This window comes from Occallatibacter sp. (assembly GCF_049510455.1).
Lineage (GTDB): Bacteria > Acidobacteriota > Terriglobia > Terriglobales > Acidobacteriaceae > Telmatobacter.
Window position 1 is genome coordinate 1 of the sequence record NZ_JBEKYX010000074.1, and the last position, 24952, is coordinate 24952.

Below are 24952 nucleotides of genomic sequence, written 5' to 3' on the forward strand. Positions count from 1 at the left end.
GATGGAACGGCTCGACGCAGACGTAGGTTCCGTTCAATGTCCGCTTGGTAAGCGACCAGAAATTTTCGAGACAGTTTGTGTGAACCTGGCCTCGTACGTAGCACTCCACATGGCTGACAGTCTCGTGGATGTACTTGTCCTTTAGGCTGTCATACGCGACAGCCTGATCGCTGTAGATCGCAGAGCCTTGCTCGACGTTCTTGAGGATTTCAGCCTGTAGGGTGTCACGTCGGGTGTTGGGAACTACGGTAGCGCGAACCTGACGCGAATCGCGGTCGAAGAGTCCCATGATCGGAGTCTTACCGTTCATGCGAGTTTGCTTCCACTCCGCTACCTTCGATAGTTCCTGCTGGATTTTCAGCTTGCGGCTTTTGTGCATATTGCGTGGCTTGCCGCCAATGTATGCCTCATCAACTTCGACCTCGCCGCCGTTCTCGCTCCCCATTTTATAGTTGAAATCGCGTGAGCGCAGGGCAAGACGTAGACGCTGGAGAATGAACCATGCAGTCTTTTGGGTGACGCCTAGATCGCGGGCAATCTCATAGGAACTAATGCCGTTCTTGCAACTAACCAACAGCCAAAGCGCAGGCAGCCATTTGGTCAGAGAGATGGGGGAGTCCTCGAAGATGGAGTTGACCTTGACGGAGAACTGGCGGCGGCACTTGCGGCATTTCCAACGCTTTTGATTGCTCAGATAGTGGAGCTCTCGGGACTCGCAATCGGGGCATACGGGGCCATCGGCCCAACGCATTGACGCCACGGTATCAATGCAGACCTGTTCATCGCTAAAGTACTGAATCGCTTCGAGTAATGTCTTCGGGGCTTCCATGTACTCAACACTACGCTGAATCGAAAGGTTAGTCAAGTATATTTATACCCTTAACTGCAAGGACCTGGGATACCGTCTACCTATCGAGTCGAATAAGTACATCCTGTTTGATTTCTTCAACTCTCAACTTGCAGCGGCACCGATGCACTACATGTACGACAATTTCTCTTGTAAGTGCTATTCGTACCTAAGAATGACAGTGGGATCGACACGCGTCGCCCGCCTCACAGGGATGTAGCTCGCAATCAATGCAACGACGGCCCACAGCAGCACGGACGCAGCAAAGGTGATTGGATCCGCAGGGTTCAGACCGTACAGGTGTCCCTGGAGCAGTCGCGTAATCAGAAATGCCCCGCCGAGTCCAAACGCCACTCCTGTTAAAGTAAGTCCCAGTACGCTGGCAAGGATAAGTTGTAATACATCTTCACGCCGTGCACCCAAGGCCATGCGTATTCCAATTTCCTTTGTGCGCTGCGTGACTGAGGTCGACACAATTCCATAGAGACCGACTGCCGCCAGCACCAATGCTAACCCGCCGAATCCTCCAATCAACGACGTTTCCCAGCGCAACAACCAAAACGAATGGTCGATCTGGTCCGACAGAGCGTCTACGTCGTAAACCTGGAGTCGCGAGTCTAGCCCAAGCAAATTCCTTCGCAGATTGGGTGCTAATTCGGCCGGTTCAACCTGAGTTCGGATCAACAACGAGACGTACCTCGCAAAGTGCTGAGCGATTGGTACGAAGACGTACGGTTCCGCAGGCTGATCGAGGTTCGCATACTTAGCGTTCTTCACTACGCCGATAATCTCCGCGTCGTAACACTTTCCGTTTTCACACGCGCAGCCAACACGCAGTCGTTTACCAATCGCAGTCTGGCCAGGAAAGTACCTGTGGCTGAGAATGTCGTTGACCACGACGACACGCGGAGCGTTCCCCCCATCCAGCAATGAGAAGTCGCGGCCGGCCAGCAAAGAAACGCCGAGAGTCGCGAAATAGTTTGCTCCAACGATGTTCTCGCCCACCGTCTGATTCCGTAGTTCGCCGTTCTTTATCAACGGCAAAATGCAATCCGAGGAGGAAATGAAGGGGGAGGCATATGACACCGTGGCGCTCTGGACGCCGGGAATCGCACGCACGCGCTCCAGCTATTGGCATTCTGCAAGGCATGAATAAATAGCCCGGATACGCGCGGGTCAAAAGCGTTAATGCTGACAAGAACTTGTTAACCGTGGTGCGGACCGATGGCTCAGAGCTGACCTATGATCCACGCCGTCAGCAGGGCGTGTCTGTGTATCGGGAAGAGCCGCGCAGTTTCGCCGTAGGCGACCGCGTCCAATTCACCGCGCCAGCGAATGACTTGAAGATTGCCAACCGCGAATTAGGGACGGTCGAAGCCGTCGGACAAGACGGGCAGATGCGTTTGAAGATGGACGGAGGCCGCGACGTGCAGCTTGATCCGCGCGAGCATCCGCATCTCGATCACGGCTATGCGGTGACTAGTCATTCCAGCCAGGGACAGACCGCCGAGCGCGTATTGATTCACGTCGATACGGAACTGGCCGCAAAAGACCTGCTCAACAGCCGGATGGCTTACGTCGCCGTCTCGCGCGGAGCAGAGGACGCGCAGCTTTTCACCAACGACCGCGAGAAGTTGCCGCAAGCATTAGGGCATGATGTGTCCCACGAGAGCGCCCACATGCCAGCGATGCAGCCGGAGCAAGCCATCAAGTCGCCACAGCCAGAAATCGCGCCGGTCATAGAACACGGCTTCGGCATGGGACACAGCCTCTAACCCACCTGCCCCGTATGGTGGAAGCGTAGCCCAACCTAGCCGCGTCTCAAGCCTCAGCCGCTGCGCGGTGCGTTCGGCAGCCTTGACGCGCGGACCTCACCGTTGGGCCAAAATCAGCCAGTTATTCTGGGGCAGGTACGAATAACAGACATACAAACAAAAACGGCCTTCTTTAACTTATGGATCTCAGAGAGCACTTAACATGTCTTAAGGGACAATGGAATCAGCTAGAGAGGCACGCTACGAGAGGGGAGTATCGTGTGAAAGGGACTGGACTATTCATCGTTGCGACAGTAGTGATTTTAGGTGTATTTCCCACATGGGCACAGCTAACTCCCGATCCAATCTCCCTTCTGAACCAGATGTACGCCGCTAGCGGCGGTGAACGCTGGAGCCAGCTTGAGAGGGCCGATCTCCGGGGGACTTACAGTATCGGTGGCCTCTCGGGCACCTTCAAACAGAAGATTGATTTGAAGCATGGGGGCGATGTTTCTATCTATAATGGTGGACCGTTAGATGGCAGACAGGGCACCCAGCCGGAGGCAAGTTGGTCAAGCGATTCAAGTGGAATCGTGACGGTGCAGGATGCACCCGAAGCAAAGGCTGACGCTATCACCCAGTCATATGAAGACCGCAATGGATGGTTCCATCCCCAGGAAGCTGCTGTCAGCTACATCGAGCGCAAGACCGATTCCGCAACCTCGTATGACTTGGTCCGCGTTGTCCCCCCCGGTGGACGCGATCTTACGTTATGGATCGACGTGAAAGACCATCTGCTGAGACGGATTGCTCAAAAAGGAGCGGATCAACAAGAGAGCATCACAGTCTTTTCTGATTACAGACAGGTGGACGGCGTTCTCTACCCCTTCTCCGTGCGGAGTTCTACCGGCGATCCGAGCCAGGATGTTTTGCTTTCAGTGCAGGAAATCCAATTTTCGCCAAATGTAGACGTTGCAGATTTTGCGCCTCCAGCCTCAGTCATCCGTGATGCTGAACTCCTCGGTGACGCTAAGGAGGCACCGGTCCCCTTTACGGTCAGCGACGGACGGATCGTTGTCGAAGTGTCCATCAATGGCAAGCCGCCGCTGCCTTTTCTGCTCGATTCGGGAGCCATGAACATGCTCACACCGGATGGAGCCAGACAACTCGGTGTTGCGGGTCGCGGCGATTTGGCGGCTGGTGGCGTTGGAAATGCGCAAGTAACCGCCAAACTCGCACGAGTAAAGGAAATGAAGATCGGGCGCGCCCATCTCTCGGATCAACAATTCATCATCATCCCGCTTCCTTCTTCTGTAGTGGAGCACGGCAACCAATCTCCGGTTGTGGGACTGATCGGTTATGAACTGCTGCGCCGTTTCGCCGCGAGGATTGATTATCAGAAACAGACAGTGACTTTTTACAAGCCGGGTTCAAAGATAGACAAACCATCGAATTCTGAAGCGCTAAGGATGTACTTCAATGACCGTACTCCATTCATTCAGGTTGGGGTCGATGGAACACCTGCTTACTTCGGAGTCGATACCGGTGACAACGGAGCAGCAACTCTCTTCAAGCCGTTCTATCAGGCCCACCTGTTTCCTGTTCAGCTACCGGGAATCGCCCGGAAACAGCGCGGTATCGGCGGGGAAGCTGCGTCTCTGCTTACGCGTGTAGAGTCTCTGTCTTTTGGCTCTTACACCCTCACCCGCCCATTGGTGGAGTTGAATTTTGCGAACAGTGGCATCTTCGCTATGCCTCTTACTGGCGGCAATCTTGGTTACAAGGTATTTCGCAATTTCATTCTTACCTTCGATTACGAGCATCGTCTTCTCTATCTTGAAAAATCCGTCGAGTATGGCCGCGCCATGCGCTACAACCATAGCGGTCTTACGCTTGATAGAGCTGAGGATGGATCGATTGTGGTTACAACCGTTGATCCCCACACGCCTGCGGCAGACGCAGGGCTTGAAGCAGGAGACATAGTTCTCGCATTGAATGGCAAGACACCGAACGGAAAGGCCCTTTACGAGTTCGGAGATGTGTTATCCGATGCTGCCGGTAAAATGGTAGAGATTCGTTTCATTCGAGAAGGCAAAGAACAGCACAAAACTTTCGTGCTGAGGAACCTCATCCCCGTCGAGGGAGCATTTCGTGCATATACGGGATCAGCTATCCACTAATAGCTTCTACAGTACGTGCTCTCACGCATGACAACGTGCTTTATCGTGCGCTCAGAGCTGTGTTGCGCGTTCAAAAATATACACAGAAGGGAGAATCTGCCTGCACGGTTCCTACACAGCCAAAATCTACGGATTTATATCAAATAAAATCAGAATCTTGTAAAAAGATTCTCACCCGCTCAGGATGACAACTGAGGGTGGGCGGGTAGCCTGCGATTGAGGTGTGCTGGCTGATAGCATTTCTGTATGATCCGGACTGCAGTTTTTCGTCGCGTCGTGGCTGGCTTTGTGCTGGTTGTTGCTCTTGTTGGTTTGTCAGCTCAGAGTGCTTCTGACAAGGCACATATTGATGAGGTTCTTCGTGGGCTGAATCGTGGGCGGAGTGTGGGGCAGGTGGCGGTTTCGCCGGATGGGTTGCGGCTGGCCTGGATCGACTTTGGGCGCGATGGCGGCATTCGTATTGCTCCGATTGGGGATATTACCAAGGCTGAACCTGTGAAGGTTGGCGAGCGGTGCTCGGAGAGCGATATTCTCTGGCGGCCTGACTCGAAGGCGCTGGCTTTCTTTGCCTCATGTGGGGATGCGAAGCAGGCTGATCTTTATCTCTCGCATCTGGATGGGCAGGCTGCGGTGCGGTTGACGCAGCTTACCGGCTATACCAATGAGCCTGCTTTTTCGCCGGACGGCACCAAGGTTGCTTTTCTCTATGTGGACGGCGCGAGCCGTCCTGCTGGTGCGCTGGCTGCTATGAAGCCTTTTGCCGGCGTGATTGGTGAGGATGGTATCGAGGTGCAGCGTATTGCTGTTGCCGATGCCACGGCGACCGAGGCGCAGAAGCCGCAGCAGGTTACGCCTGCCAATCTTCATGCGTTTGAGTTTGGGTGGTCGCCGGATTCGAAATCTCTGGCCTACACTGCGGCTGAGCCGCCGGGAGAGAACAACTGGTGGACGGCGAAGCTCTATGCTCAGACGATTGGTGCGTCTGCGCCAGAGGTCATTCTGGCTCCGGCTGAGGTTGCGGGGGCGATGCATGGGATGCAGATCGCTGTTCCGCGCTGGTCGCCGGATGGGAAGAGCATTGCCTTTATTGGCGGGCTGATGAGCGATCAGGGTTCGACCGGTGGGGATGTGTGGCTTGTGCCGGCGGCGGGCGGCGCGGCGCGCAATCTCACTCCGGGCCGCACCTCTACGCCTGCGTGGATAGACTGGGCCGATGCGGATCATCTGTATGTGAGCGAAGATGCGGCAGGGAATGACCAGCTTGTGCTGGCGCGCGTGCCTGCCCGTGGCCCGGCTGTCTTTGATGCTCCGGTCTTCAACATTCCGGCTTCGGCAGGGGATGGCCGTATTTCGCATTCGCTTTCCGTTACTGCCGATCATTCGCTTTTTGTCTTTCGCGCCAGCAGTTTCGATCATGCCACGGAGATCTATTCTGTCCAGACTGGTAAGACTGAGGCGGGTAAGACGGGGTCCGGCTCAACTGTTACCACGCTTGCCGGGCTGACGCAGCTAACGCACCTGAACGATGGCGTTGAGGCTGCGTGGGGCAAATCGGAGTCGCTGAGCTGGAAGTCCGACGGCTTTAATGTACAGGGCTGGTTGTTGCTGCCCAAGAACTACGATCCAGGCAAGAAATATCCGCTGATTGTTCTGGTTCATGGTGGTCCGGCTTCTGCTGTTGAGTCGCGGTGGGGCGCGGGCGGTGGTTTGAATGCTCCGGCTTTTTCAGCGCTGGATTATTTTGTTCTGCAGGTGAATCCGCGCGGCAGTTTTGGGCAGGGTGAGGCGTTTGTCGAGGCTAACCGCAAGGATTTTGGCTATGGCGATCTTCGCGACATTCTTGCGGGCGTGGATGCGGCGGAGAAGGAGTATCCGATTGACGACAAGCGTGTGGGGCTTACGGGCTGGAGTTATGGCGGCTTTATGAGCATGTTCGCCGTTACGCAGACGCATCGCTTTCGCGCGGCTGTTGCGGGCGCGGGTATCTCGGACTGGCAGAGCTACTATGGGGAAAATTCCATTGGGCAGTGGATGATTCCTTACTTTGGCGCGAGCGTGTATGACGATCCGGCGGTGTATGCGAAGAGTTCGGCGATCAACTTTATCAAGAGGGTGAAGACGCCTACGCTTGTTGTTGTGGGCGACCGCGATGGGGAGTGCCCTGCGCCGCAGTCTTTCGAGTTCTGGCATGCGCTGCGGGATGAGCATGTTCCGACGCAATTTGTGGTCTATCCCAACGAGGGCCACGGGTTCGTCGATCCGGCGCATCGCCGCGATGTGATGGAGCGGGCGGTGGATTGGTTTGCGCGCTATATGCCGGAGTGACGTGGCCGGTTGCGCGGCCGGTTACGGTTTGGGGCCGCGTGAGTCTATGTGAATACGGCAATAGAGATACTCGGTCAGGACGGTTTCACAGGTTCTGGCTCGTCTGATTCCCACTTGGCTCGTTCGGGATCATTTGGCCCTGATACACTTTGGATTGGAAGAATAGCGGATTTTTTCCTCCCGCCCACGCTGGCGGGACGCGCTTTCAAACAAAATTTTGTGGCGTACTTTAGGAAAGACCGTTCCGCGGTTACGGAATGCGGGGCGGGGAGGATTCATGCGGCGGTTTTTGACGCTTGTTTGTTTGCTGGTGTTGGCTGTTCCGGCCGGTATTACCATAGCCGGATGCACGCGCAATCCAGACGGGAATTATTGCAACGGTTTGGGTTACGGCCCCAAGATTACCGAGCTCTCCTATATCACCCTCGGGCCTCAGTTCACAGGCATCTCGCTGGCCTTTGGCCAGACGCGCCAGAGCAATGCGCCGTCCGCATTTACGTGCAAGAACACCGCCTTCAGCGCTAGCACCTACAGCTACGGCACCACGAACAACCGGCTCGTCGATATTTCGCCCACCGGCAACATGTGCGCAGGCACATGGAACCGGAACTCCGGCGGCGGCATTGCGGATTTCACCATTTGCAGCGCGCCCAGTCCGCTGCCCGATAACGGTAATCTGCCTTACGGCATAGCATACGAAACTGCCGCCGCGGATGGTGTCACCTCGAACCCCGTGCCGGTGTACGTCCATGCGCCCGTCACCTCCATTACGCTGGTCGGTCCACAGCAATGCATCTCGCAGGGTGTACTGGCGCAGCTCGATTCGCAGGCCTGCTACTCGAACAACGGCACGCAGCAGCTCTTATGCGCTCCGTCCACCATCACGTCCGCGCAATATGCGTGTCCGGCGCTGCCTGGCGCCACCATACCGACCTGCGAGAACTCCATCGGCACCATGTCCTATAACGTGGGCAGCTCCGCAGTGGCCACGATTAATGCCGAGACCAACCAGATCACCGCGCAGCTCCCCGGCACCACGGTCATCACGGCGAATATCGCCGGTTCCGGTTCCACTGCCGGCTACTTCTCCACCTGCCCGCCGAAGTCCATCTCCGTCACGCTCAATGGAGCGACGAGCGGCACGGTGACCCAGGGCGTGCAGCAGAACCTTGTCACCAACGTTACCGATACACAGGGCAACACCATCACCGGGCTTACGCTCAACTATCAGTCCACCAATCCGCAGAACCTGTCGGTTTCAAGCGCCGGCGCCATCACGGCCAGCTTCCCCGGCGATGCCAGTGTCTATGCCATCTGCCAGCCAGCTACGTGTAATCCCGCGCCCATTAATGAAATTGGCGTCTTTGGCACCGGGCTGCCCATCTCTTCCAATCCCGTTGACATTACGATCCCCGGTTCCGCCAGCGCCTTTGTCTGGTACGGAGCTCCGAACCAGTCGCAGTACTTCGTTCCCTTTGAGCTGCTCTCCGGCACGCCCGGCAACACTGTGCGTTTGCCCTACGTGCCCAACTCGATGTTGATGGACCGCCTGGGCACCAATCTCTACTTCGGCTCGGAGATTGAGCTTATGGTGTACAGCGCCGTGTCCAACACCATTAGCGGCCAATTCACTGGCATCCCCGGTGTTGTACTTGGCGTCTCGCCCACTGATTCAAGTGTGCTGGTCAACGATCAGAAGCGCCAGCTCTTCTATCTCTTCACTCCGAGCAGCTCTGCCGTGACTGCCACCTTCGGCGGCATGGGCGTCAATGCGCAGTGGACGCCGGATGCTCAGACGCTGTACGTCACTGACAGCGCGGCAGCCAATAATCTTCCGGCCAATGTTACTGCCGGCATCACAGCTCACACCGATACCCTTTACGTCTTCAACGCGAATACGGGCTGGACCACCTATCCCCTGAATTGCTCGAATGGCGCCCCGACTACAGCCAACCCCTGCATTTCTTCCAGCAGCAACACATCGAACGGCGCGCAGAGCATTGCCATCATGGTTCCCAGCGTCGGCGCATACTTCAGCGGCAGTCCCACCGTTGCGCATACCTGGTGCCCTCAAGGCAACGCCGGCCAGTACAACAGCATACTGTTCTATCCACAGAACGCCGAGGCAGGCGACTCTGTTGCTGAGAATACCGATCAGCTTGCCGCGACTGTCGATGGGAACCACATCCTTGGCGCTACGTACACCGGCACCGCCGGAGCGAGCGCCCCGATCAACTTCACGGACATTGATGTCAAGGTGCCTCCAGTGCCTTCGTATAGCTGCCTGCCGCCAGACGTCAGCGCCACCTACCCCGGCCTCGGCGATCCATTGCAGCCGCTGCTGCTCTCGCACACTGTCACCAACGAGCAGATTGCCGTTGACGCCACCCAGGTCAATCAGGTGGTGACCTCGCCCGCTGCCGTCACCAACGGTACCGCAGCCTCTTCGCAGAGCCTCACCTTTGTCACCTACAACGGCACGCCGGCCAGCGGGTCAGACAACGCCACGCTGCCCTACTATCTGCAGACTGCGGGTTCCACCGCCAGCCCAGGAACGCTGGGCTCCGTCACATTCTCCTGCGTTCTTCCCACTCCTCCGAGCACTGTCCAGCCTCCAAGCACCTGCCTTTATCAGCAACAAGCCTCTTATGCCACGGCGCCCATTGCAGGTGCCTTCAGCGCGGACAACACGCTCTTCTTTGTCTCGACTGCGGGCGACAACTTCGTGCATACCATCAACACCAGCACCCTGCAGGAAGTACCGCAGCAGGAGATGGCGCCCAATCTGCCCGCCTGCACTCCTGTCTCAGCCGGCGGCACGGACTCCGGCTGCCTGTACACCGGCACAGCCAGTATTGTCCCGGCAACCGTCATCACCGTGAAGCCGCGCGCTACCAACTAACATCATCCAAATCCTCAGTGTCCCGCCCTTGCGAGTTTTTCTTCGCGAGGGTGGGATACCCCGCCACGATAGAATCAAAAAGTGATCAAGAGCCTCGCATTCCTCCATTCCACTGCCAGTTCTGAGGACCACCGGAAGCTATCAAACTTTCTCGCCACGCTCGGCTTTGAGCCGGGCTCCGCGTGGAATGAGGAAGCCTCGCAGGGCGCCTTGTTTTTTACCTCTCGCGGCGGCATCGAGCTGATCCTCGGTTCCATGCCGCACTTCGCTAAATTCTCCATCGAAGTCTCTTCTCTCGACGCCGCGCATCAGGCCGCAGCCGCATGGCTTCGCGCCGATTCTCTCAATCCGGAGACGCTCGATGTGGAATCGCTTCTCACGCCCATCGCCGACACCGACTGGAAGTCTCGCTACTTCACCGTCGAGCCTGTGCCCGGCCACAAATTTTCCTTCTGGGCATGGGATGCGACGAAAGCGGATCCGCTCAAAGGCAAGCCCATCGCTATCGAAGGCGATCTTTCCGCCGCCGGCATGAGGTTCTCCATTGTCGTTGCGCGCTGGAACGCCGTCATTACGGACCGCCTGCTTGAAGGCGCGCTCGACGGGCTTCTCCGCAGCGGTGCGCAGCGCGCCGATATCGGAATCGTCCGCGTCCCCGGCGCATGGGAGGTTCCCGCTGCCGCCCGCGCGATAGCGGAGCAGGGAAGTGTCGACGCCATTATCACCCTCGGCTGCCTCATACGCGGCGAAACCGCTCACTACGAAGCCATCTACAACGAAGTCGCCCGCGGCATTGGCCAGTCGCAGCAGGAAACCGGCATTCCGCACAGCTTCGGCGTGCTCACCTGCGAGACGCTGGAACAGGCGCTCAACCGTGCCGGCATCAAGGCCGGAAACAAAGGCTTCGAAGCTGCCGTCGCCGCCATTGAAATGGTCAGCATCAGCCGTAAGCTGGCACAAGCGAAGGCGAGCGCGCAATGACCACAAAAAAGCGGAGCAAGTCCCGCGAGCTGGCCATGCAGATGCTTTTCCAGGCCGATATGGGCCGCCAGTCGGACGACGAGGTGCGCGCCACCTTCTGGCGCGCCGGCGATCCCGTCGACGCTGAAGTCCGCGGTTTTGCCGAAGACCTCTTTCGCGTTGCCATGCTCCGCCAGCCCGAGATTGACGAGCTGATCCGCAAGAACTCAAAGAACTGGCGTCTAGAGCGCATGCACGCCGTGGACCGTAATCTCCTCCGCATGGCCGTTGGCGAGATGCTTGGCCTTAAATCCACGCCATTCCCCGTAGTCATTGATGAAGCGCTTCAGCTCGCTCGCCGCTACTCTGCTCCTGAGTCCATCGGCTTCCTCAACGGTCTCCTTGATGCGGTCGCGCACAGTCTTTTGCCCAAATAACCGTTCATTTCCAATTTCCAAGCGACAAATCGCGTCCATACTGCATCGATTGAGATAGTATGTTGCTCTGATCTTTGTCATCTTGGAGCGAAAAAGGAGAGATTTTATGGCAGAAGATAATGGAATCAATGGAATCGCGTGGTTTTTGGCCGGATTGGGCGTAGGAGCCCTAGTAGGCGTTTTGTACGCACCCAAGAGCGGCAGGGAAACCCGTGAGGATATCGCCACAAGCGCCCGTGAAGGCGCGGATTATGTCCGCGTCAGAGGTAAGCAGGCAGCAGAGTACGCCGGCGACCTTTATGAAAAGGGCAAGCAGCACGCAGGCGATTATGCAGATCGTGGCCGTCAGCAATGGGACGACGTGGTGGATCGGGGCCGCAACCTGGTCAATGATCAAACCTCGCGCGTCACGGCAGCCGTGCAGGCCGGTAAAGAAGCATATCGTACCGGCGAAACCAGCGGAAGCTAACCGGAATACAGGTAGTGTCTCAGTTTGAAGAAACTGCATCAGGGGCTAAAGCCCAATTTCATTTTTATGGCCGTTTCGGCACGACTAAAGTCGTGCCCTGTTACAAAGCAATTCAAATTGAGACACTGCCGGAATACAACTCAGTTCATCAAAGTCACTCGCCGGCGGGCTTCATCGCTCGCCGGGGTGTGACAGTTTGTGCAGCATTTCGAGGCGGAACGTGACTACGGAAACATTTCATCTTACGGTTGTAATCATTGCAGGCGTCATCCTGCTCATGCAGCTTTTGGTGCTCTCCGCCATTCTTCTGGGCGTTCTCAGGCTCTCGCGGACGGCTCGTGAAAAGACCAGTGAGCTGAGCGGCACCATCATGCCTGTGCTCAATAGTTCCCGCGATCTACTCCACTCCGTGAACTCGCTCATTACCCGTCTTGAGCCGCGTCTTGACGCCGCCGCTACGGATCTGGCGGAGATTACACGGTCTGCGCACGCTCAGGCAGTTCGCTTTGAATCTACAGCAAACGACCTTCAACAGCGCGTCCACCTTCAGGCCGTCCGCATTGACGGTATGGCCACGTCCGTTCTCGATCGCGTCGATTACGCGAGCCATAAGGTGAGCGACGCCATGCGCGGTCCCGCGCGCCGCATCTCCGGAGCCATTGCCGCTGTCAGCGCTTTTATCGAAACCCTCGGTAAGCCCACCCCGCGCAGAGCGGATACGCCCGCGCCGCCACACGCACCCACACACGCTCCCGAGGACAAAGACATCGCCGTCTAGCAGGCGCTACTCGCCCGCGCTATTGAAGCTCGATCTCGACGACCTCAATCGAGTATTTCGGCATCGTGTGCTTCACGTGGCCGCCACTTACGGCAAGCGCGCTTTCGACCGGCACAATCCGCCTGGGATCGTTGATGGAGTTTGTCTCCTGCGTATCCGCCGCGTTCAACGCCACCAGCTTTGCTTTCCCGGTAGTCTTCGCGCCATCAATCGCCACATCCACGGCCTGCGGCTCAGACGATGCGTTCACCAGCTTCAGATAGAGCTTCTTCTTCGCGGCGCTTCCGGTAATCGAGTAGAAAAACTTCTCGCCCACGCCATTCGCCTTTGAAGTCAGCACTTGATCGCCCAGGTATGAGCCAAACAGCACCTGCGCGTAATAGGCCGGCGATCCATAGCTCGTCTGCGCGTCGTAGCCAATCAGGTCCGTGGCCCACTGCATGCCGCCCGGATTTACATTCACCAGTAGCGGCGCATACGCGGCCATGATCACCAGGTCGCTATTGCGTTCCAGTCCCGTCATCCACGCCGCATCGCCCAGCGCCGCACCCATGTTCGGTGTCGGCGATCCCTCACGCGTCGCCCACTCGCCCACAAAAATCTTCGGTCCATTGCGGTCGGACTTGTCATAGCGGCCATTGCCCCACTGCGGCGCCGGTGAGCCTGCCGCCGGTTGGTCGTAGTGCGCCGCGTCGTGAAAATTCTCCGTCGCGCGCACATAGAAATGCTCATCCAGCACATCCGGCTTTGCGCTTTTTACCGGCGCTGTCGCGATCAGTTGCAGGTCTGGATACTTCGCCTTAATCGCCTTCGAGAATTGCGTATATCGCGCATCGTAGCTGCCTGACTTGTCAAACCATTCCTCGTTGCCAATCTCCACGTATGTCAGCTTGAACGGCTCCGGATGCCCGTTCTGCGTACGCACCGCGCCCCACTTCGTTGAGGTCGATCCCGTCACATACTCCAACTCGTCCAGCGCGGACTGCACATAGGGCTCCAGCTTTTCTCCCGGTTCCACATGCTGGCCGCCCAGTGAGTAGCCTGCGTACACCGCAAGGACCGGCTGCATCTTCAGGTCTTCGCACCACCCCAGAAATTCCAGCAGTCCCATCCCGTCCGATGATTGGTAGCCCCACGGGCTCGGATGGGTCGGCCTGTCCACCAGCGGCCCAATCGTTTTCTTCCAGTCGTACCAATCGGCGATTCGATTTCCTTCCAGATAGTTCCCGCCGGGGAAGCGCAGGAACTGCGGATGCATTGCCGCCATCTTCTCCATCAGGTCTGTGCGGCGGCCGTTGGGCTGGTCGTGATACGTCGGCGGAAAGAGCGAGACGAGCTGCAGCCAGAGGGTTCCGGTTTTGCCTACCGTGATCTCCAGGTGGTTCGTGGTGGAAGGCTCGACGGCCCCAGTCTTCAGCGTGAAGGGGAACTGCTTCCAATCCGTTCCCACGCCCGTCACCTGTGCGGACGCTACGGCCTTGCCCGTCTTGTCATTCACCAGGCTCACGGTCACCGGCCCAATCTCCGCTCCCGCCTTTGCGTACAACGATCCCTTGTAGGTGGTCTCCGGCCGCAGCGCCATGCCCCACCAGCCGGTGTTCAATACGCCCGCCTGGCTTTGCGCGCTTGCCCGCGTCACCTCAATCTTCAAACTCCCCGGCAGCGCCGTGCTGGGGCCTGTTCCGTGGTCCGGCGCGATCTTCGCCGCTGCGTCGCCCTTTTCCACCAGGTACCAGTCCAGCAGCCCGCTCCAATCGCCGCGGAAGGTCCGGTTCCGCACCATCTCTGCGTACAGGCCGCCGTCGAAGGCGTAGTTGATCTCCTCCGTCATCAGGCCATACAAAGTCGGACTTACCGCATGCACAGGCTTGTCGGCCTGAATCGTTAGTGAGACTGGATTCTGAGTGGGAGCCTGAGCCGTCACGACCGTGCAGCCCGCGGCCACGGCACACAGTACAGCGCAATAGGAGAAGAGAGTTTTACGCATGGCTGCCATCCTAATGCGAGACCGCCATGTCGCGCAAACGTTTACTTGAATTATTTCAAGTAGTAAGACAAGCGTTTGGGTTGGCCTTGAGGGAAGGTTTCCTCAGCCGTCTACCAAGCCCCCTGCTTGCCGCCATACCACCACACCACGCCCGCTCCCAGGGTGTCTTGATGCGTCGCCGGAGCCGCCGGATTGTTGGTCACAAAATACGGAATGTTCGTCCAGTCGCGTCTGTACTCCAGAAACACAGAGAATGTATCGCTCACGTTATAGCGGTACGTCGCCGTGCCCTCCTTCAGCGCCTGCGTAGCATTGCTGAACATGCCGCCGCGGTCCGACAAATACTCCGCTCTCGCCGCAATCGAGTACCGTGGCGTGAACTGATACTGCGCATATCCCGCTCCGCCATCCACATGCTGCGGTGCCGACTCCGTATACGCCCGCTGAATCACATAATCGCCCTCGCCTGCCAGCGTCAGCTTCGGCGTCGCATTCCATGTCACGTAGCTGTCAAAGATATGCAGCTTGCCATTTTCAGGATTCGCTAACGGCTGATAGCACAAGCCTGGCTGCACCGGCACCGTGCAGTTCGTCGCGGCCTGTGCGTCCGGATGCTCCTGCCCTAGGTAGTAGTTGAAGGTCCAGCTCACAGTCTTCTTCGGCGCGGCGACAAAGCCGAACATCTCGTCCTTGAACCCATTTGTGGGCTCCGACTGGTTTGTGCCGTTCACGATCCAGTAGTTCACTCCGAACTTGTCGTTGAAGTTGTAATGCAGCCGCATCCCCATGTGATAAAACGGCAGAAAATTAAAGTAATACGACCGCGAATAATTCATCTGGTCCTTCGTGTAATTCCCCTCGATTCCCAGCGAACTCGACCACTTGCCAAAATCCATCTGCAGCCCCTTGCCCAGCGGTGCAATATAGGTCCCGTACGCCTGGAAGATATTGCGATAAATCTCCGGCCTCTGCTCATTGGCGGGATTTCCCGAAAGCGTCTCCGTGGCCTGCCCGAACTGCAGATCGATGCGCACTCCATATCGCCGTCCCGCCGCCAGATCCGGGTCCAGCACAAAGACCACATCCGCCTGGTTCAGGCTGAAGGTCCGGCTCAGCACGTCATACGCCCGCAGATCATTCGCCCTGCCCGTCGGATTGTTGAAGTTGTTCTCAAAATATCCATCGAAGTAGTAATTCAGAGTCGCGCCGCCGGGCAGAGTCAGAGGAGCGGGAGCCTGCGCTGCCGGCTCAGTTGAAGCTGCTGCGCTCTGCGTCTCCAAATGCACATTGGATGGCTCTGATTCATATCCTGTCCGCACCAGATGCGCCGCCGTCGCCAGCCGCACGCCATCCTCCGCGCTCATGCTCGCAGGCGCGCTGCCATTCTTCTTCTCCAGCGCCGTCATCCGCGCTTCCAGATTTCCAACCAGCGCCGTCAGCTCTCGAACTTGATTCTTGAGCTGCGCCACTTCCTCTGTGCCGCCCTGCGCCTCAAGGCGCGCTGAGGAAACAACCATTCCCACCGCAACAGCACTCAACGCAAAAAACAAACGAAGCTTCACAAGTCACCTCCTGAATCCCGCAACCATAAACATTAGTTCGGAAATCGTAAGGAAGCTAGAAATGTGTGTCCAATCGCATCACGCGCGCACCAAATTCATCCGACCGGCTCGTTCTGCTCTAATCTCACCAGTACGCGGAGAACCCTACCATGCGTCTTTCTTTCGCCGCCGCACTTCTCACACTCAGCTCTTTAGCAGCCGCCCAGACACCATCCGGCCCGCGCCTGCTTGTGCTCTCCAAGAGCGAACACACACTCGCCATCGTCAATCCCGCCACGCTCAAAGTTGAAGCCCGCATCCCGTCCGGCGATGACCCGCATGAAGTAGCCGCCTCCAGCGACGGCCGCACCGCCTACATCTCCAACTACGGCTTCGGCCAATTCCACACCATCACCGTCGTCGATCTCCTCGCCGCCAAACAATCTCGCGCTATCGATCTCACGCCATTGCGCGGCCCGCACGGCCTCTTCTTCGCCGATGGCAAGCTCTGGTTTACCGCGGAGGTCAACAAAGTCATCGGCCGCTACGATCCCGCCAGCGGCAAAGTCGATTTCATTCTCGGCACCGGCCAGAACCGCACTCACATGCTCTACGTTTTCCCTGGGACCAGGCGCATTGTCACCGCCAATGTCAACTCCGGCACGTTATTGATTCTGGATCGTGTGGACATGGCCGCCGCGCCGCCGCCACCGCCCGGAGCCATGCCCACGCCACCACCTGCTCCGCCGGGTTATCCGCAGGGCGCCATCCTTCCGCCTGGCGGCGACTGGTTTCCTGTCGTAGTTCCGGTCGGCTCGCGCGGGGAAGGCTTCGATGTCTCGCCCGATGGTAAAGAGGCATGGGTCGCCAACGCCGGAGATGGCACCGTCTCCATCGTGGACCTCGCAGCCAAGAAGGTCTCAGCCACGCTTAATACCAGCACAAAATCTGCCAACCGTCTCAAGTTCACGCCCGACGGCAAGCACGTTCTCATCTCCATGCTGTCGCAGCCAGACCTCGTCGTCCTCGACACTGCAACGCACAAGGAAATCAAACGCATCCCCATCGGGCGCGGAGCCGCAGGCGTCCTCATGCAGCCCGATGGCGCACGCGCTTATGTCTCCTGCACGCCAGATAGCTATGTCGCTGTCATTGATTTGAATTCGCTGGAAGTAGTGGGACGCATCGCAGCCGGCAATCCCGACGGACTGGCCTGGGCTGTTATTCCCTGACAGATTATCGGAGCATGAAGTTCCTCAGATGGTAGGATCGCTTCCATGCCGAAAATCGTTCGCTATGAGTTCATGGGCAGTTGGTTTATCTTCTGGATTCTTTGTGTAACCACGATCGGAATTCCCATTGCCATTCTGTACTTGTTGAATGGAACGCTCCGCATTGAGCACGAGCTGGAAGACCCGGAAGAATTCGTCTCAGCATTCCGGGACGGAAAGCGGTAAAAAGCTACAGCTTTACAGCAGCCAGCCGCCGCCGACAACTTCATCGCCGTCATAAAAGACCGCCGACTGGCCCGGCGTGACCGCGCGCTGCGGCTCATCGAACTCGGCTGTTACCTCACCGTTAGCCGCCGGTGAAAGCGTAGCCCAAGCAGGCTCATGCCGGTGCCGAATCTTGATCTGCACCCGCATCGGCGCGGTCAGCTCGGGAATGCTGATCCAGTTCACCTTGCCCGCGCGCAGATCGTGTGTCGCCAGATCGGCGTCTCCGCCGACAGTCACTTGATGCGAAGCTGCGTCGATATTCAGAACATAAAACGGAGTCGGCGAAGAAATCTTCAGCCCCTTGCGCTGGCCCACGGTGAAGCCCGTAATGCCCTCGTGTCGGCCAATCACTTCGCCCGTCGTCGTCACCAGCTCGCCCGCGGTCTCCGGCATCTGCTCGTTCTGCTCTTCGAGATAGGCCGTCAAAAACTGCTTGTAGTCTCCGCCGGGAATAAAACAGATCTCCTGCGAATCCGGCTTCTCCGCCAGCGCCAACCCGCGCTCCCGTGCTGCCTCGCGAACCTCCGGCTTCGTCATTTGCCCCAATGGAAACAACGTATGCGCCAACTGCTCCTGCGTCAGCCCAAACAAAAAGTACGTCTGGTCCTTCGCCTTGTCCGCAGGCCGCTTCAGAATCCAACGCCCTCGTGCGGGATCATACTCATTCACCGCATAATGACCGGTGGCAATCTTCGAAGCGCCAATGGACCGCGCCGTCTTCAGCAGTTGGTCAAACTTCAGATGGTTGTTGCAGAGAGAGCAGGGAATCGGCGTGCGTCCGGCAAGGTATTCGCTCACAAACGGCCGTACTACATCCTTTTCGAAGCGCTCTTCCTGATTCACAACGTAGTAGGGAATTCCCAGTGTCTCGGCAACGCGCCGCGCGTCATACACATCGTCGAGTGAGCAGCATCGACCTGCCTTGGGAGCTTCGGGGATTCCATGCTTGCCGGCGAGACGCGACTGATCCCAAAGCTGCAGCGTCAGCCCGACAACGTCGAGTTCCTCGCGCGCCAGCAGCGCCGCAACGGTCGAGGAATCTACCCCTCCCGACATGGCAACGGCGATGGTATCCTTCTGCATCATGCCTTCCTTTGAGGATATTGCCGGGGAGATTCTTGAGGTTATTTCCTCGAGGCCGGTCTCAGAGTTAATCGATGCCGTTCTCGACTGCAAATCCCGCGTCGACTCCCTAACGATTCCTGTTACCCCAGCGTCCCCGCCTCAACCGGCGAAACCGCTCTCAATCTCTCCACAGCCTGCGGCACCACACTCACAACGTAATCCACATCTTCCGCAGTCACCATCTTCAGCAAGCTGAACCGCAGGCTCGTCCGCGCCCGCTTCTCATTCACGCCCATCGCCAGCAGCACATGGCTTGGCTCGGTCCTGCCGGAAAGACATGCCGAACCGCCTGAGACCGCGATACCTTTCAGGTCCATCGCAATCACCAGCGCCTCGCCTTCCAGGTTATCGAACCAGATATTCGTCGTATTCGCAGCGCGCTCAGCCGTGCCGTTGAGTCCCGTCCCCGGCAGCCTCAGAATTTCGCGTTCGAGCCGGTCTCGCAACTCCGCCACGCGCTCGATCGTCCCGTCTTCCAAACTCTTCAACGCCAGCTCAGTCGCCTTGCCCAGTCCGACGATTCCAGCCACATTTTCCGTACCTGCGCGTCGGCGGCGCTCATGGCTTCCGCCTACAATCAGGCTCTCCACCGGCGTCCCGCGCTTTACATAGAGCGCGCCAACACCCTTCGGCCCATACATCTTGTGCGCGCTGATCGAAAGCAGATGGCAGCCAATCTCTCGCACGTTGATCGGTATTTTTCCCGCGCCCTGCACCGCGTCAATATGGAAGAACGCGCCGGCATCTGCGGCAATCTGCCCAATCTCGTGGACTGGCTGCAGCACTCCGGTCTCGTTGTTGGCCAGCATTACGCTGATCAGCTTCGTATTCGGCCGCATCGCCTGGCGCACAGACTCGGGCGCAATCAGCCCGCTTGCTTCAGGGGTCACATACGTCACTTCCACGCCGCGCTCGGACAGTCGCGCTGCCGACTGCAGGATCGCCGAATGCTCAATCGCCGTTGTGATCAGGTGGTCGCCCGGCTTCAGTAGTCCAAACAGAGCCGTGTTATCGCCCTCAGTTCCTCCGGAGTTAAATACCACCTCTGCCTCGCGACAACCAAACAGCTCCGCCACGGCTTCGCGCGCTCGCTCCACGCCCTTCCGCGCGTGCTGCCCCGGCAGGTGGATTGACGACGCATTCCCGAAATGCTCCATCCAGTACGGGTGCATCGCCTCCACCACCTCCGGCAGCAGAGGCGTCGTAGCATTCGCGTCCATGTATACATGCCGCATCGCAAAAATCCCCTTTCTATTCTACGTGGAATCGGATTTTTAGGCGCGTGGATCGAGCCTGGATTCGGCCTGCATGGTGACCGCATGCGAAGCCCAATCGACAGCTCAGCCAGCACATTCACCAGGATCCAAGAGCCAGCGTCAAACGCCAAAACTTTCAAATTTCATCTTCTGGACCTTCTTTCGTACGGAAATTGGAATCTTTCGCCTCTAATTCCGCCGCCTGCATTCGCCTCAAGGTCCTGCGGTAGAACCATGCCGCTGCAAGCCCTCCGGCCAGTGCCGACGCTGCTGCTACAGCACCTACTTTTATCCATGAAGAGGCTTGACGGGGCTCCGCAGGTAAGCTCTCTCGCATCTTGGAATTATTTGAATCCAAAGCAGTTGGCGTCTCCAGCAATCATTGTAGCGCGCTTCGTATTTCACTCGTAAGGAAATCATCGCCACCCACATCTTTCTCGCTCGATCAATCCAATCTTGCACTCTACATTCAAATGACTTCTGCAACCGTAGACCTCAGCCTCTGTGCAAAATTCAGTTAGAAATCTCTAAAATTCTCAAATTTTGTATTTGCATTCGTCTGAGCCTATGGTATGGTGTATATATTCCGTTGTGAGGGGGTAGTTTCCTGGCCCTTCATAACGGAAGTAGTTTGCGTCACTGGCCTCCCGGCACGAACAGCAAAACGTTCGTGCCGTTTTTTTTTGCTCCTGCAAACCCGCCATGCCTGCGTCTAAAATCCGTACTAGAGGGTCTTTCATGAAGCAGTTCTTCCAGCAGAAGTGGTTTCTGGGGCTTGCCGTAGCCGCCGCTACCATGGCCAGTTACGCGCAGTTCTCCAACCCCGCCAATGATGTGCCTGCGTACCACCCCTCGGCGCCGCTCAAGGTCTCCGAACTTCCACCCATCATCGCCGGAGCCAGGCTTACCGGCGAAAACTTTCCCTATCCCTGGCAGGCCCATGTTTACCAGCAGGCCGCCAAGGTGGGGAACGTAATCTATCAGCTTCCCTGCAACTGCCGCTGCGACCGGAACCTCGGCCACACCAGCCTGCGCAGTTGTTTTGAAACTCCCCACGGCGCTGAGTGCTCCACCTGCGCTAAAGAGGGTTTTTACGCTTACCAGCAGACGAAGCTCGGCAAGACTCCCATGCAGATCCGCGCCGGAATCGCCGCCCACGCCTACGAGTCCATCGATTTGGAAAAACAATAGGCTGGAAAAGCAATAAGCTCGGCATTCAATCGCTAAAAATCGAATTCGGAGTAGAATAGGAGTCAGCAGCATCGCCAGTCTCTCCGGCTGGCGCTCACCAATATGGGGGCGTCACGGTTTCGACGGGATCGATTGCGGTTTAGGAGACATGCCGGGGTGCAGGCACCCGTAATCGCTTGCAAAACAAAAGTTGCCAATAACAACTTTGCACTTGCTGCTTAATTAATTAAGTAGCCGTCCTCTCCGGCTTTGTCTGTGGGCTGGTACAGGGCGTCGCACAGCAGACTGGCGTGAGCGGCTCGGTCCGGGCGGCAAGCGTGAGATCAATCGGACTAGTTTCCGGTGCATCTTGTCCGTTCTGAGTGCCGGCGGCGAAACCTTCGGAATCGGACAGAGCATGGACTCTCCTGGCTGACAGCGATTTCGGACGCGGGTTCGACTCCCGCCGCCTCCACCAATAGTAAGTAAAACAAAATAAACACCTTACATAGCATAAAACAGCAAAAGTACGAATCCTGTGGCAAATTTGTACGCCGGCTCTAAACTGTCTGGGTCGTCTGGGTCATGCTTTCTGTCTACGTCCGCCACCGGAGCACCTGCAAATACAAGGACGATCCCAGCGCCAAACGCTGCACCTGTATCAAGTGGCTGGTCGGCACTCTGCCTGGTAGCACCGGACGTTTTCGGGTCTCCGCGAAGACTGCTTCCTAGGAACAAGCTGAAGGTGTCGCCCGCCAGTACGAGACGGCAGCCGCAGGCGGCAAGGACATGGATGCGGCCATGTCGCTGCCCACGGTCAAGGATGCGGTGAAGGATTACCTGGACGATGCCCGCGCCCGTGGGCTGGCCGAAGACACCATCAAGAAGCTCACGACGCTGTTTGAGAAGCAGCTTTTGGCTTTCTGCGAGAAAGAGGAGATTCGTTTCCTCCGTGACCTCAAGACCAAAGAACTCACCCGGTGGCGGCAAGGCTGGAATATGGGCCAGCTCGCCAAGAAGAAGCAGCACGAACGTGCGGTCGGATTCTTCTGGTTCTGTATCCGGCAGGGCTGGATACAGCAGAACCCGACGCAGGCGATGGGCAAGATTATCGCCCCGCAGACGCCCACCGATTGCTTCCCTGAAGCCGAATACGCCATCATCCTCGACGCCTGTGGGCGGCTGGACGAGGGCCTGAAGCGCGCCTACGACATCGAAAAGCGCGGCATCCGCATCCATGCGCTGACCGAGTTGATGCGCTGGAGCGGCCTGCGTATCCGCGATGCCGTAACGCTTGGAAGACACGCGTCGAAGGCAACAAGCTCTTCCTCTATCAGGCAAAGACGGGCGTCCCGGTCTATGTGGTGTTGCCGCCCGAAGTGGTCGAAGCTCTGAAGACATTACCACCGGGACCGAAGCCGAATCCGCGCTATTTCTTTTGGAGTGGGAACGGCCTAGCGAAGTCAGCGGTGGCCGACTGGCAACGCGCGTTTCGCAGGCTCTTCGAAGTAGCGTCCCTCCAGAAACCGGACGGCGCATCGAAGCGCTCCCACCCTCATATGTTCCGCGATACCTTCGCGGTGGAGTTGCTGCTCGCCGGTGTTCCCATCGACCAGGTATCGGTTCTGCTCGGCCACAAGAGCGTCAAGATCACGGAGAAGCACTATGCTCCGTGGGTCAAGGCGCGGCAGAACCAGCTTGAGAAGGCGGTACAGATGGCGTGGCGACGAGAGGCTTCGCCCGAAGGCAGTCAGCTTCCCGCAGCCTGAATACGAGAGCGGGGCGAAGTGCTCTCAGCCAGCCTTGCGAATGCGCTGATAGCATCCGTTGGACGGGAGTCCCTGAGTATGCGCGCGGCTTCATAGGCAGATCTCTTCCAACTCGAAGACGTTCATAGGGCGAATGAGATAGCGCCTGAGTACCGCATTCATCTGGAGCCCTAGCGCGTTCTGCCAGTAGATCTTCCGGTCCTCGTGATTACTCGCATTTCATGAAGTGCAAAAACGGACTCCTTTTCGACGACGCAGTACAGGTCGAAAAAGAGACATTCTGGCTGACTTCGTGTCGCCCAAATGAGGGGTCCAATCTCTTCAAGAAAGGACTCGCGCTTCATTGTTTCAGGGTCCAGTGCCGAAACAAATACCACCTTATCTTTCATGTAGTTACCTGCTCTGCCTGGGAACGGGCTCGGCGCTCGTGGTCTTCTGGCCGCAAACGGACAGAGTCCTTACAACGTAGGTTGCTTTTAGAGGACGGTGCCTTACGGTTACCTACTCCTCGTTGCCGACGATACGACGCAAGACAAAATGGGTGCTTGATCCGATCTATTGAACTGTCAGACTGTAGGTTGCCGTGTGGACCGTAGAACCCGCGGTCGCTGTGACCGTGATCTGTGATGTGCCCGTCGGTGTCGTGGTCGTCGCAGAAGCGCCATGGCCACAGCCGATCATGGCAGAAGTGAACACGAAGGCGGCTACTAGGCCCATCTGCAGTAGCCACAGTCTGGGATCCTTACGACGACGGCGCAGCAGGAGCAATCCTAAACTTCCTCCACCTGCAAGCATCGCCAGCGAAGTCGCCCCTCCCGGAGTGCGGAGCGGCTTCGTACCGAGAGATGCCGCCTTCACGTCTGTTGCGATGGTCAGGGTGGAGGTGGAAGTACCGGTCCCGTTGGGCGTGACGGAGATTGGACTGAAGTTGCAGGAAGTGTTCGCCGGCAGCCCTGAGCAGGCGAAGCTGACCGATTGATTGAATCCTTCCGCAGGGGTGATCGTGATCGTGGAAGTGGTGGTACTTCCCTGACTCACGGTACCGCTCGTTGGACTGAGAGCAAGGCTGAAGTCTGGTGCCGGGGCAACGGTCACCGTGACGGTTACAGCGGACGAAGTGGAGGCAGCGTTGCTCATATCTCCGCCATAGCTGGCGGTGATGGAGTGCGTACCCATAGCTAGGCTGCTGGTGGAGTACGTCGCGATGCCGGATGAGAGGGTGCCTGTTCCCAAACTGGTTGTCCCGTCATAGAACGTGACTGTTCCCGTTGCCACGCCGCTGCCACCTACCTCCGCAACGGTTGCGGTCAGCGTCACCGTCTGCCCGACTGTCGCAGGATTTGGCGAACCGATCAGCGTCGTCGTCGTGCCCACTGTAGCTGGCCCGTTCACCACCTCCGTCAGCACGGACGAAGTCGAAGGGGCATAATTTGCGTCGGAGCCATAGACGGCGGTAATCGAGTGAGATCCAGCGCTGAGCGAAGACGTTGTAAACGTAGCCTTCGCGCTGCCGTTCAGCGTCACTGTTGTGAGCGTTGTGGTCCCGTCGAAGAAGGTCACGCTGCCTGTTGGAAGCGGTGTGTTGGTGGTCGTTCCAGCCACCGCAGCGGTAAAGGTGACCGATTGTCCCGAGGCCGCTGGATTCAGCGAGGACATCAATGTCGTCATCGTTTGATTTGAGCCGCCTTGAACGACAGTCCCGGAGAGGTAGACCCGCTGCGGGCTGAAGCGGGCGTTGTCCACCACGATGAGCGTTCCGGGTTCTGTCGTCGGAAGGGAAGGAAACGGTGTGGGAGCCGTCGGTGCGAACTCCAGGTTGACGACGCAACTGGCGTGCACGGCCAGCGTCGTTCCGCAGGTGTTGCTGGAGATCACGAATTGGGGCGTCGTGACGAAGGTGTCTGAAGACGTTGCGACAAAGGCGTTCGCAGGAAATGTGATCGCAGTATCGCC

The 24952-nt window shown here is 57.7% G+C and carries 20 protein-coding genes and 1 other RNA gene; 14 read left to right on the plus strand and 7 right to left on the minus strand.

Features of this window, described 5'->3' with window-relative positions; genetic code table 11:
* A partial coding sequence (locus ABSG47_RS14265; protein ID WP_424170367.1) for an IS1595 family transposase occupies nt 1-865 on the minus strand: 865 nt, incomplete at its 3' end.
* Between the two features lie 141 nt (nt 866-1006).
* Nucleotides 1007-1966, minus strand: a complete 960-nt coding sequence (locus ABSG47_RS14270) for an FtsX-like permease family protein (protein WP_424170368.1) — start codon at nt 1964-1966, stop codon at nt 1007-1009.
* A 92-nt stretch (nt 1967-2058) separates the two neighbouring features.
* On the opposite strand from ABSG47_RS14270, the gene ABSG47_RS14275 reads away from it, so the two are divergent.
* The 8 genes from ABSG47_RS14275 to ABSG47_RS14310 all read left to right on the plus strand — a co-directional run bounded on the left by ABSG47_RS14275 (nt 2059) and on the right by ABSG47_RS14310 (nt 12652).
* Nucleotides 2059-2622: an ATP-binding domain-containing protein gene (locus ABSG47_RS14275; protein ID WP_424170369.1), complete on the plus strand. Its 564-nt coding sequence runs from the start codon at nt 2059-2061 to the stop codon at nt 2620-2622.
* Nucleotides 2623-2882: 260 nt separating this feature from the next.
* Nucleotides 2883-4781 (plus strand): retropepsin-like aspartic protease, encoded by a 1899-nt coding sequence (locus ABSG47_RS14280; RefSeq protein WP_424170370.1) that lies wholly within the window; start codon nt 2883-2885, stop codon nt 4779-4781.
* 246 nt (nt 4782-5027) lie between these two features.
* The gene (locus tag ABSG47_RS14285) at nt 5028-7106 is read left to right on the plus strand and encodes a S9 family peptidase (RefSeq protein WP_424170371.1); all 2079 of its coding nucleotides are present in this window, start codon (nt 5028-5030) and stop codon (nt 7104-7106) included.
* Between the two features lie 277 nt (nt 7107-7383).
* Nucleotides 7384-10008 carry a hypothetical protein gene (locus ABSG47_RS14290; protein ID WP_424170372.1) on the plus strand — a complete coding sequence of 875 codons (2625 nt, stop codon included), beginning with the start codon at nt 7384-7386 and terminating at the stop codon, nt 10006-10008.
* Nucleotides 10009-10089: 81 nt separating this feature from the next.
* Nucleotides 10090-10989, plus strand: a complete 900-nt coding sequence (gene ribH, locus ABSG47_RS14295; RefSeq protein ID WP_424170373.1) for a 6,7-dimethyl-8-ribityllumazine synthase — start codon at nt 10090-10092, stop codon at nt 10987-10989.
* Complete coding sequence (nusB, locus tag ABSG47_RS14300; RefSeq protein ID WP_424170374.1) at nt 10986-11405, plus strand: transcription antitermination factor NusB; 420 nt, start codon at nt 10986-10988, stop codon at nt 11403-11405. Before ribH ends, nusB begins: the two co-directional genes overlap by 4 nt.
* A 106-nt stretch (nt 11406-11511) precedes the next feature.
* Complete coding sequence (locus tag ABSG47_RS14305) at nt 11512-11874, plus strand: YtxH domain-containing protein (RefSeq protein ID WP_424170375.1); 363 nt, start codon at nt 11512-11514, stop codon at nt 11872-11874.
* 220 nt (nt 11875-12094) lie between these two features.
* A complete protein-coding gene (locus tag ABSG47_RS14310) occupies nt 12095-12652 on the plus strand; it encodes a hypothetical protein (RefSeq protein WP_424170376.1) in 558 nt (185 codons plus the stop codon).
* A 19-nt stretch (nt 12653-12671) separates the two neighbouring features.
* Here ABSG47_RS14310 and ABSG47_RS14315 read toward each other — a convergent pair whose 3' ends face one another.
* Nucleotides 12672-14639 (minus strand): alpha-L-arabinofuranosidase C-terminal domain-containing protein, encoded by a 1968-nt coding sequence (locus ABSG47_RS14315; protein WP_424170377.1) that lies wholly within the window; start codon nt 14637-14639, stop codon nt 12672-12674.
* A 110-nt stretch (nt 14640-14749) separates the two neighbouring features.
* On the minus strand, nt 14750-16201 hold the full coding sequence (locus ABSG47_RS14320) for an outer membrane beta-barrel protein (RefSeq protein WP_424170378.1): 1452 nt from the start codon (nt 16199-16201) through the stop codon (nt 14750-14752).
* A gap of 149 nt (nt 16202-16350) precedes the next feature.
* On the opposite strand from ABSG47_RS14320, the gene ABSG47_RS14325 reads away from it, so the two are divergent.
* Both ABSG47_RS14325 and ABSG47_RS14330 read left to right on the plus strand, forming a co-directional pair.
* The gene (locus tag ABSG47_RS14325) at nt 16351-17412 is read left to right on the plus strand and encodes a YncE family protein (RefSeq protein WP_424170379.1); all 1062 of its coding nucleotides are present in this window, start codon (nt 16351-16353) and stop codon (nt 17410-17412) included.
* A gap of 45 nt (nt 17413-17457) precedes the next feature.
* Entirely contained in the window at nt 17458-17637 is a 180-nt protein-coding gene (locus ABSG47_RS14330) for a hypothetical protein (RefSeq protein ID WP_424170380.1), read from the plus strand.
* A gap of 12 nt (nt 17638-17649) precedes the next feature.
* Here the strand turns inward: ABSG47_RS14330 and mnmA are convergent, their stop codons facing one another.
* Together mnmA and ABSG47_RS14340 are read right to left on the minus strand one after the other, a co-directional pair.
* On the minus strand, nt 17650-18765 hold the full coding sequence (mnmA, locus tag ABSG47_RS14335; protein ID WP_424170381.1) for a tRNA 2-thiouridine(34) synthase MnmA: 1116 nt from the start codon (nt 18763-18765) through the stop codon (nt 17650-17652).
* 119 nt (nt 18766-18884) lie between these two features.
* Nucleotides 18885-20039: a cysteine desulfurase family protein gene (locus tag ABSG47_RS14340; protein ID WP_424170382.1), complete on the minus strand. Its 1155-nt coding sequence runs from the start codon at nt 20037-20039 to the stop codon at nt 18885-18887.
* Nucleotides 20040-20798: 759 nt separating this feature from the next.
* Between ABSG47_RS14340 and ABSG47_RS14345 the strand changes: the two genes are divergently transcribed.
* The 4 genes from ABSG47_RS14345 to ABSG47_RS14360 all read left to right on the plus strand — a co-directional run bounded on the left by ABSG47_RS14345 (nt 20799) and on the right by ABSG47_RS14360 (nt 22999).
* Entirely contained in the window at nt 20799-21251 is a 453-nt protein-coding gene (locus ABSG47_RS14345) for a CYCXC family (seleno)protein (protein ID WP_424170383.1), read from the plus strand.
* 104 nt (nt 21252-21355) lie between these two features.
* Nucleotides 21356-21708: a transfer-messenger RNA gene (gene ssrA / locus ABSG47_RS14350) on the plus strand.
* Nucleotides 21709-22019: 311 nt separating this feature from the next.
* Nucleotides 22020-22625: a hypothetical protein gene (locus ABSG47_RS14355; protein ID WP_424170384.1), complete on the plus strand. Its 606-nt coding sequence runs from the start codon at nt 22020-22022 to the stop codon at nt 22623-22625.
* Entirely contained in the window at nt 22595-22999 is a 405-nt protein-coding gene (locus ABSG47_RS14360) for a tyrosine-type recombinase/integrase (protein WP_424170386.1), read from the plus strand. Before ABSG47_RS14355 ends, ABSG47_RS14360 begins: the two co-directional genes overlap by 31 nt.
* A gap of 555 nt (nt 23000-23554) precedes the next feature.
* Here the strand turns inward: ABSG47_RS14360 and ABSG47_RS14365 are convergent.
* On the minus strand, nt 23555-24952 hold a 1398-nt coding region (locus ABSG47_RS14365), incomplete at its 5' end, for an Ig-like domain-containing protein (protein ID WP_424170385.1).

Excerpts from the sequence above, each read along its gene's own strand:
- ABSG47_RS14285 (WP_424170371.1), top strand. The coding sequence starts at position 5,028 with ATGATCCGGACTGCAGTTTTTCGTCGCGTCGTGGCTGGCTTTGTGCTG.
- ABSG47_RS14290 (WP_424170372.1), top strand. The coding sequence starts at position 7,384 with ATGCGGCGGTTTTTGACGCTTGTTTGTTTGCTGGTGTTGGCTGTTCCG.
- nusB (WP_424170374.1), top strand. The coding sequence starts at position 10,986 with ATGACCACAAAAAAGCGGAGCAAGTCCCGCGAGCTGGCCATGCAGATG.
- ABSG47_RS14305 (WP_424170375.1), top strand. The coding sequence starts at position 11,512 with ATGGCAGAAGATAATGGAATCAATGGAATCGCGTGGTTTTTGGCCGGA.
- ABSG47_RS14315 (WP_424170377.1), bottom strand. The coding sequence starts at position 14,639 with ATGCGTAAAACTCTCTTCTCCTATTGCGCTGTACTGTGTGCCGTGGCC.
- ABSG47_RS14325 (WP_424170379.1), top strand. The coding sequence starts at position 16,351 with ATGCGTCTTTCTTTCGCCGCCGCACTTCTCACACTCAGCTCTTTAGCA.
- ABSG47_RS14330 (WP_424170380.1), top strand. The coding sequence starts at position 17,458 with ATGCCGAAAATCGTTCGCTATGAGTTCATGGGCAGTTGGTTTATCTTC.
- mnmA (WP_424170381.1), bottom strand. The coding sequence starts at position 18,765 with ATGATGCAGAAGGATACCATCGCCGTTGCCATGTCGGGAGGGGTAGAT.
- ABSG47_RS14340 (WP_424170382.1), bottom strand. The coding sequence starts at position 20,039 with ATGCGGCATGTATACATGGACGCGAATGCTACGACGCCTCTGCTGCCG.
- ABSG47_RS14345 (WP_424170383.1), top strand. The coding sequence starts at position 20,799 with ATGAAGCAGTTCTTCCAGCAGAAGTGGTTTCTGGGGCTTGCCGTAGCC.
- ABSG47_RS14355 (WP_424170384.1), top strand. The coding sequence starts at position 22,020 with ATGGATGCGGCCATGTCGCTGCCCACGGTCAAGGATGCGGTGAAGGAT.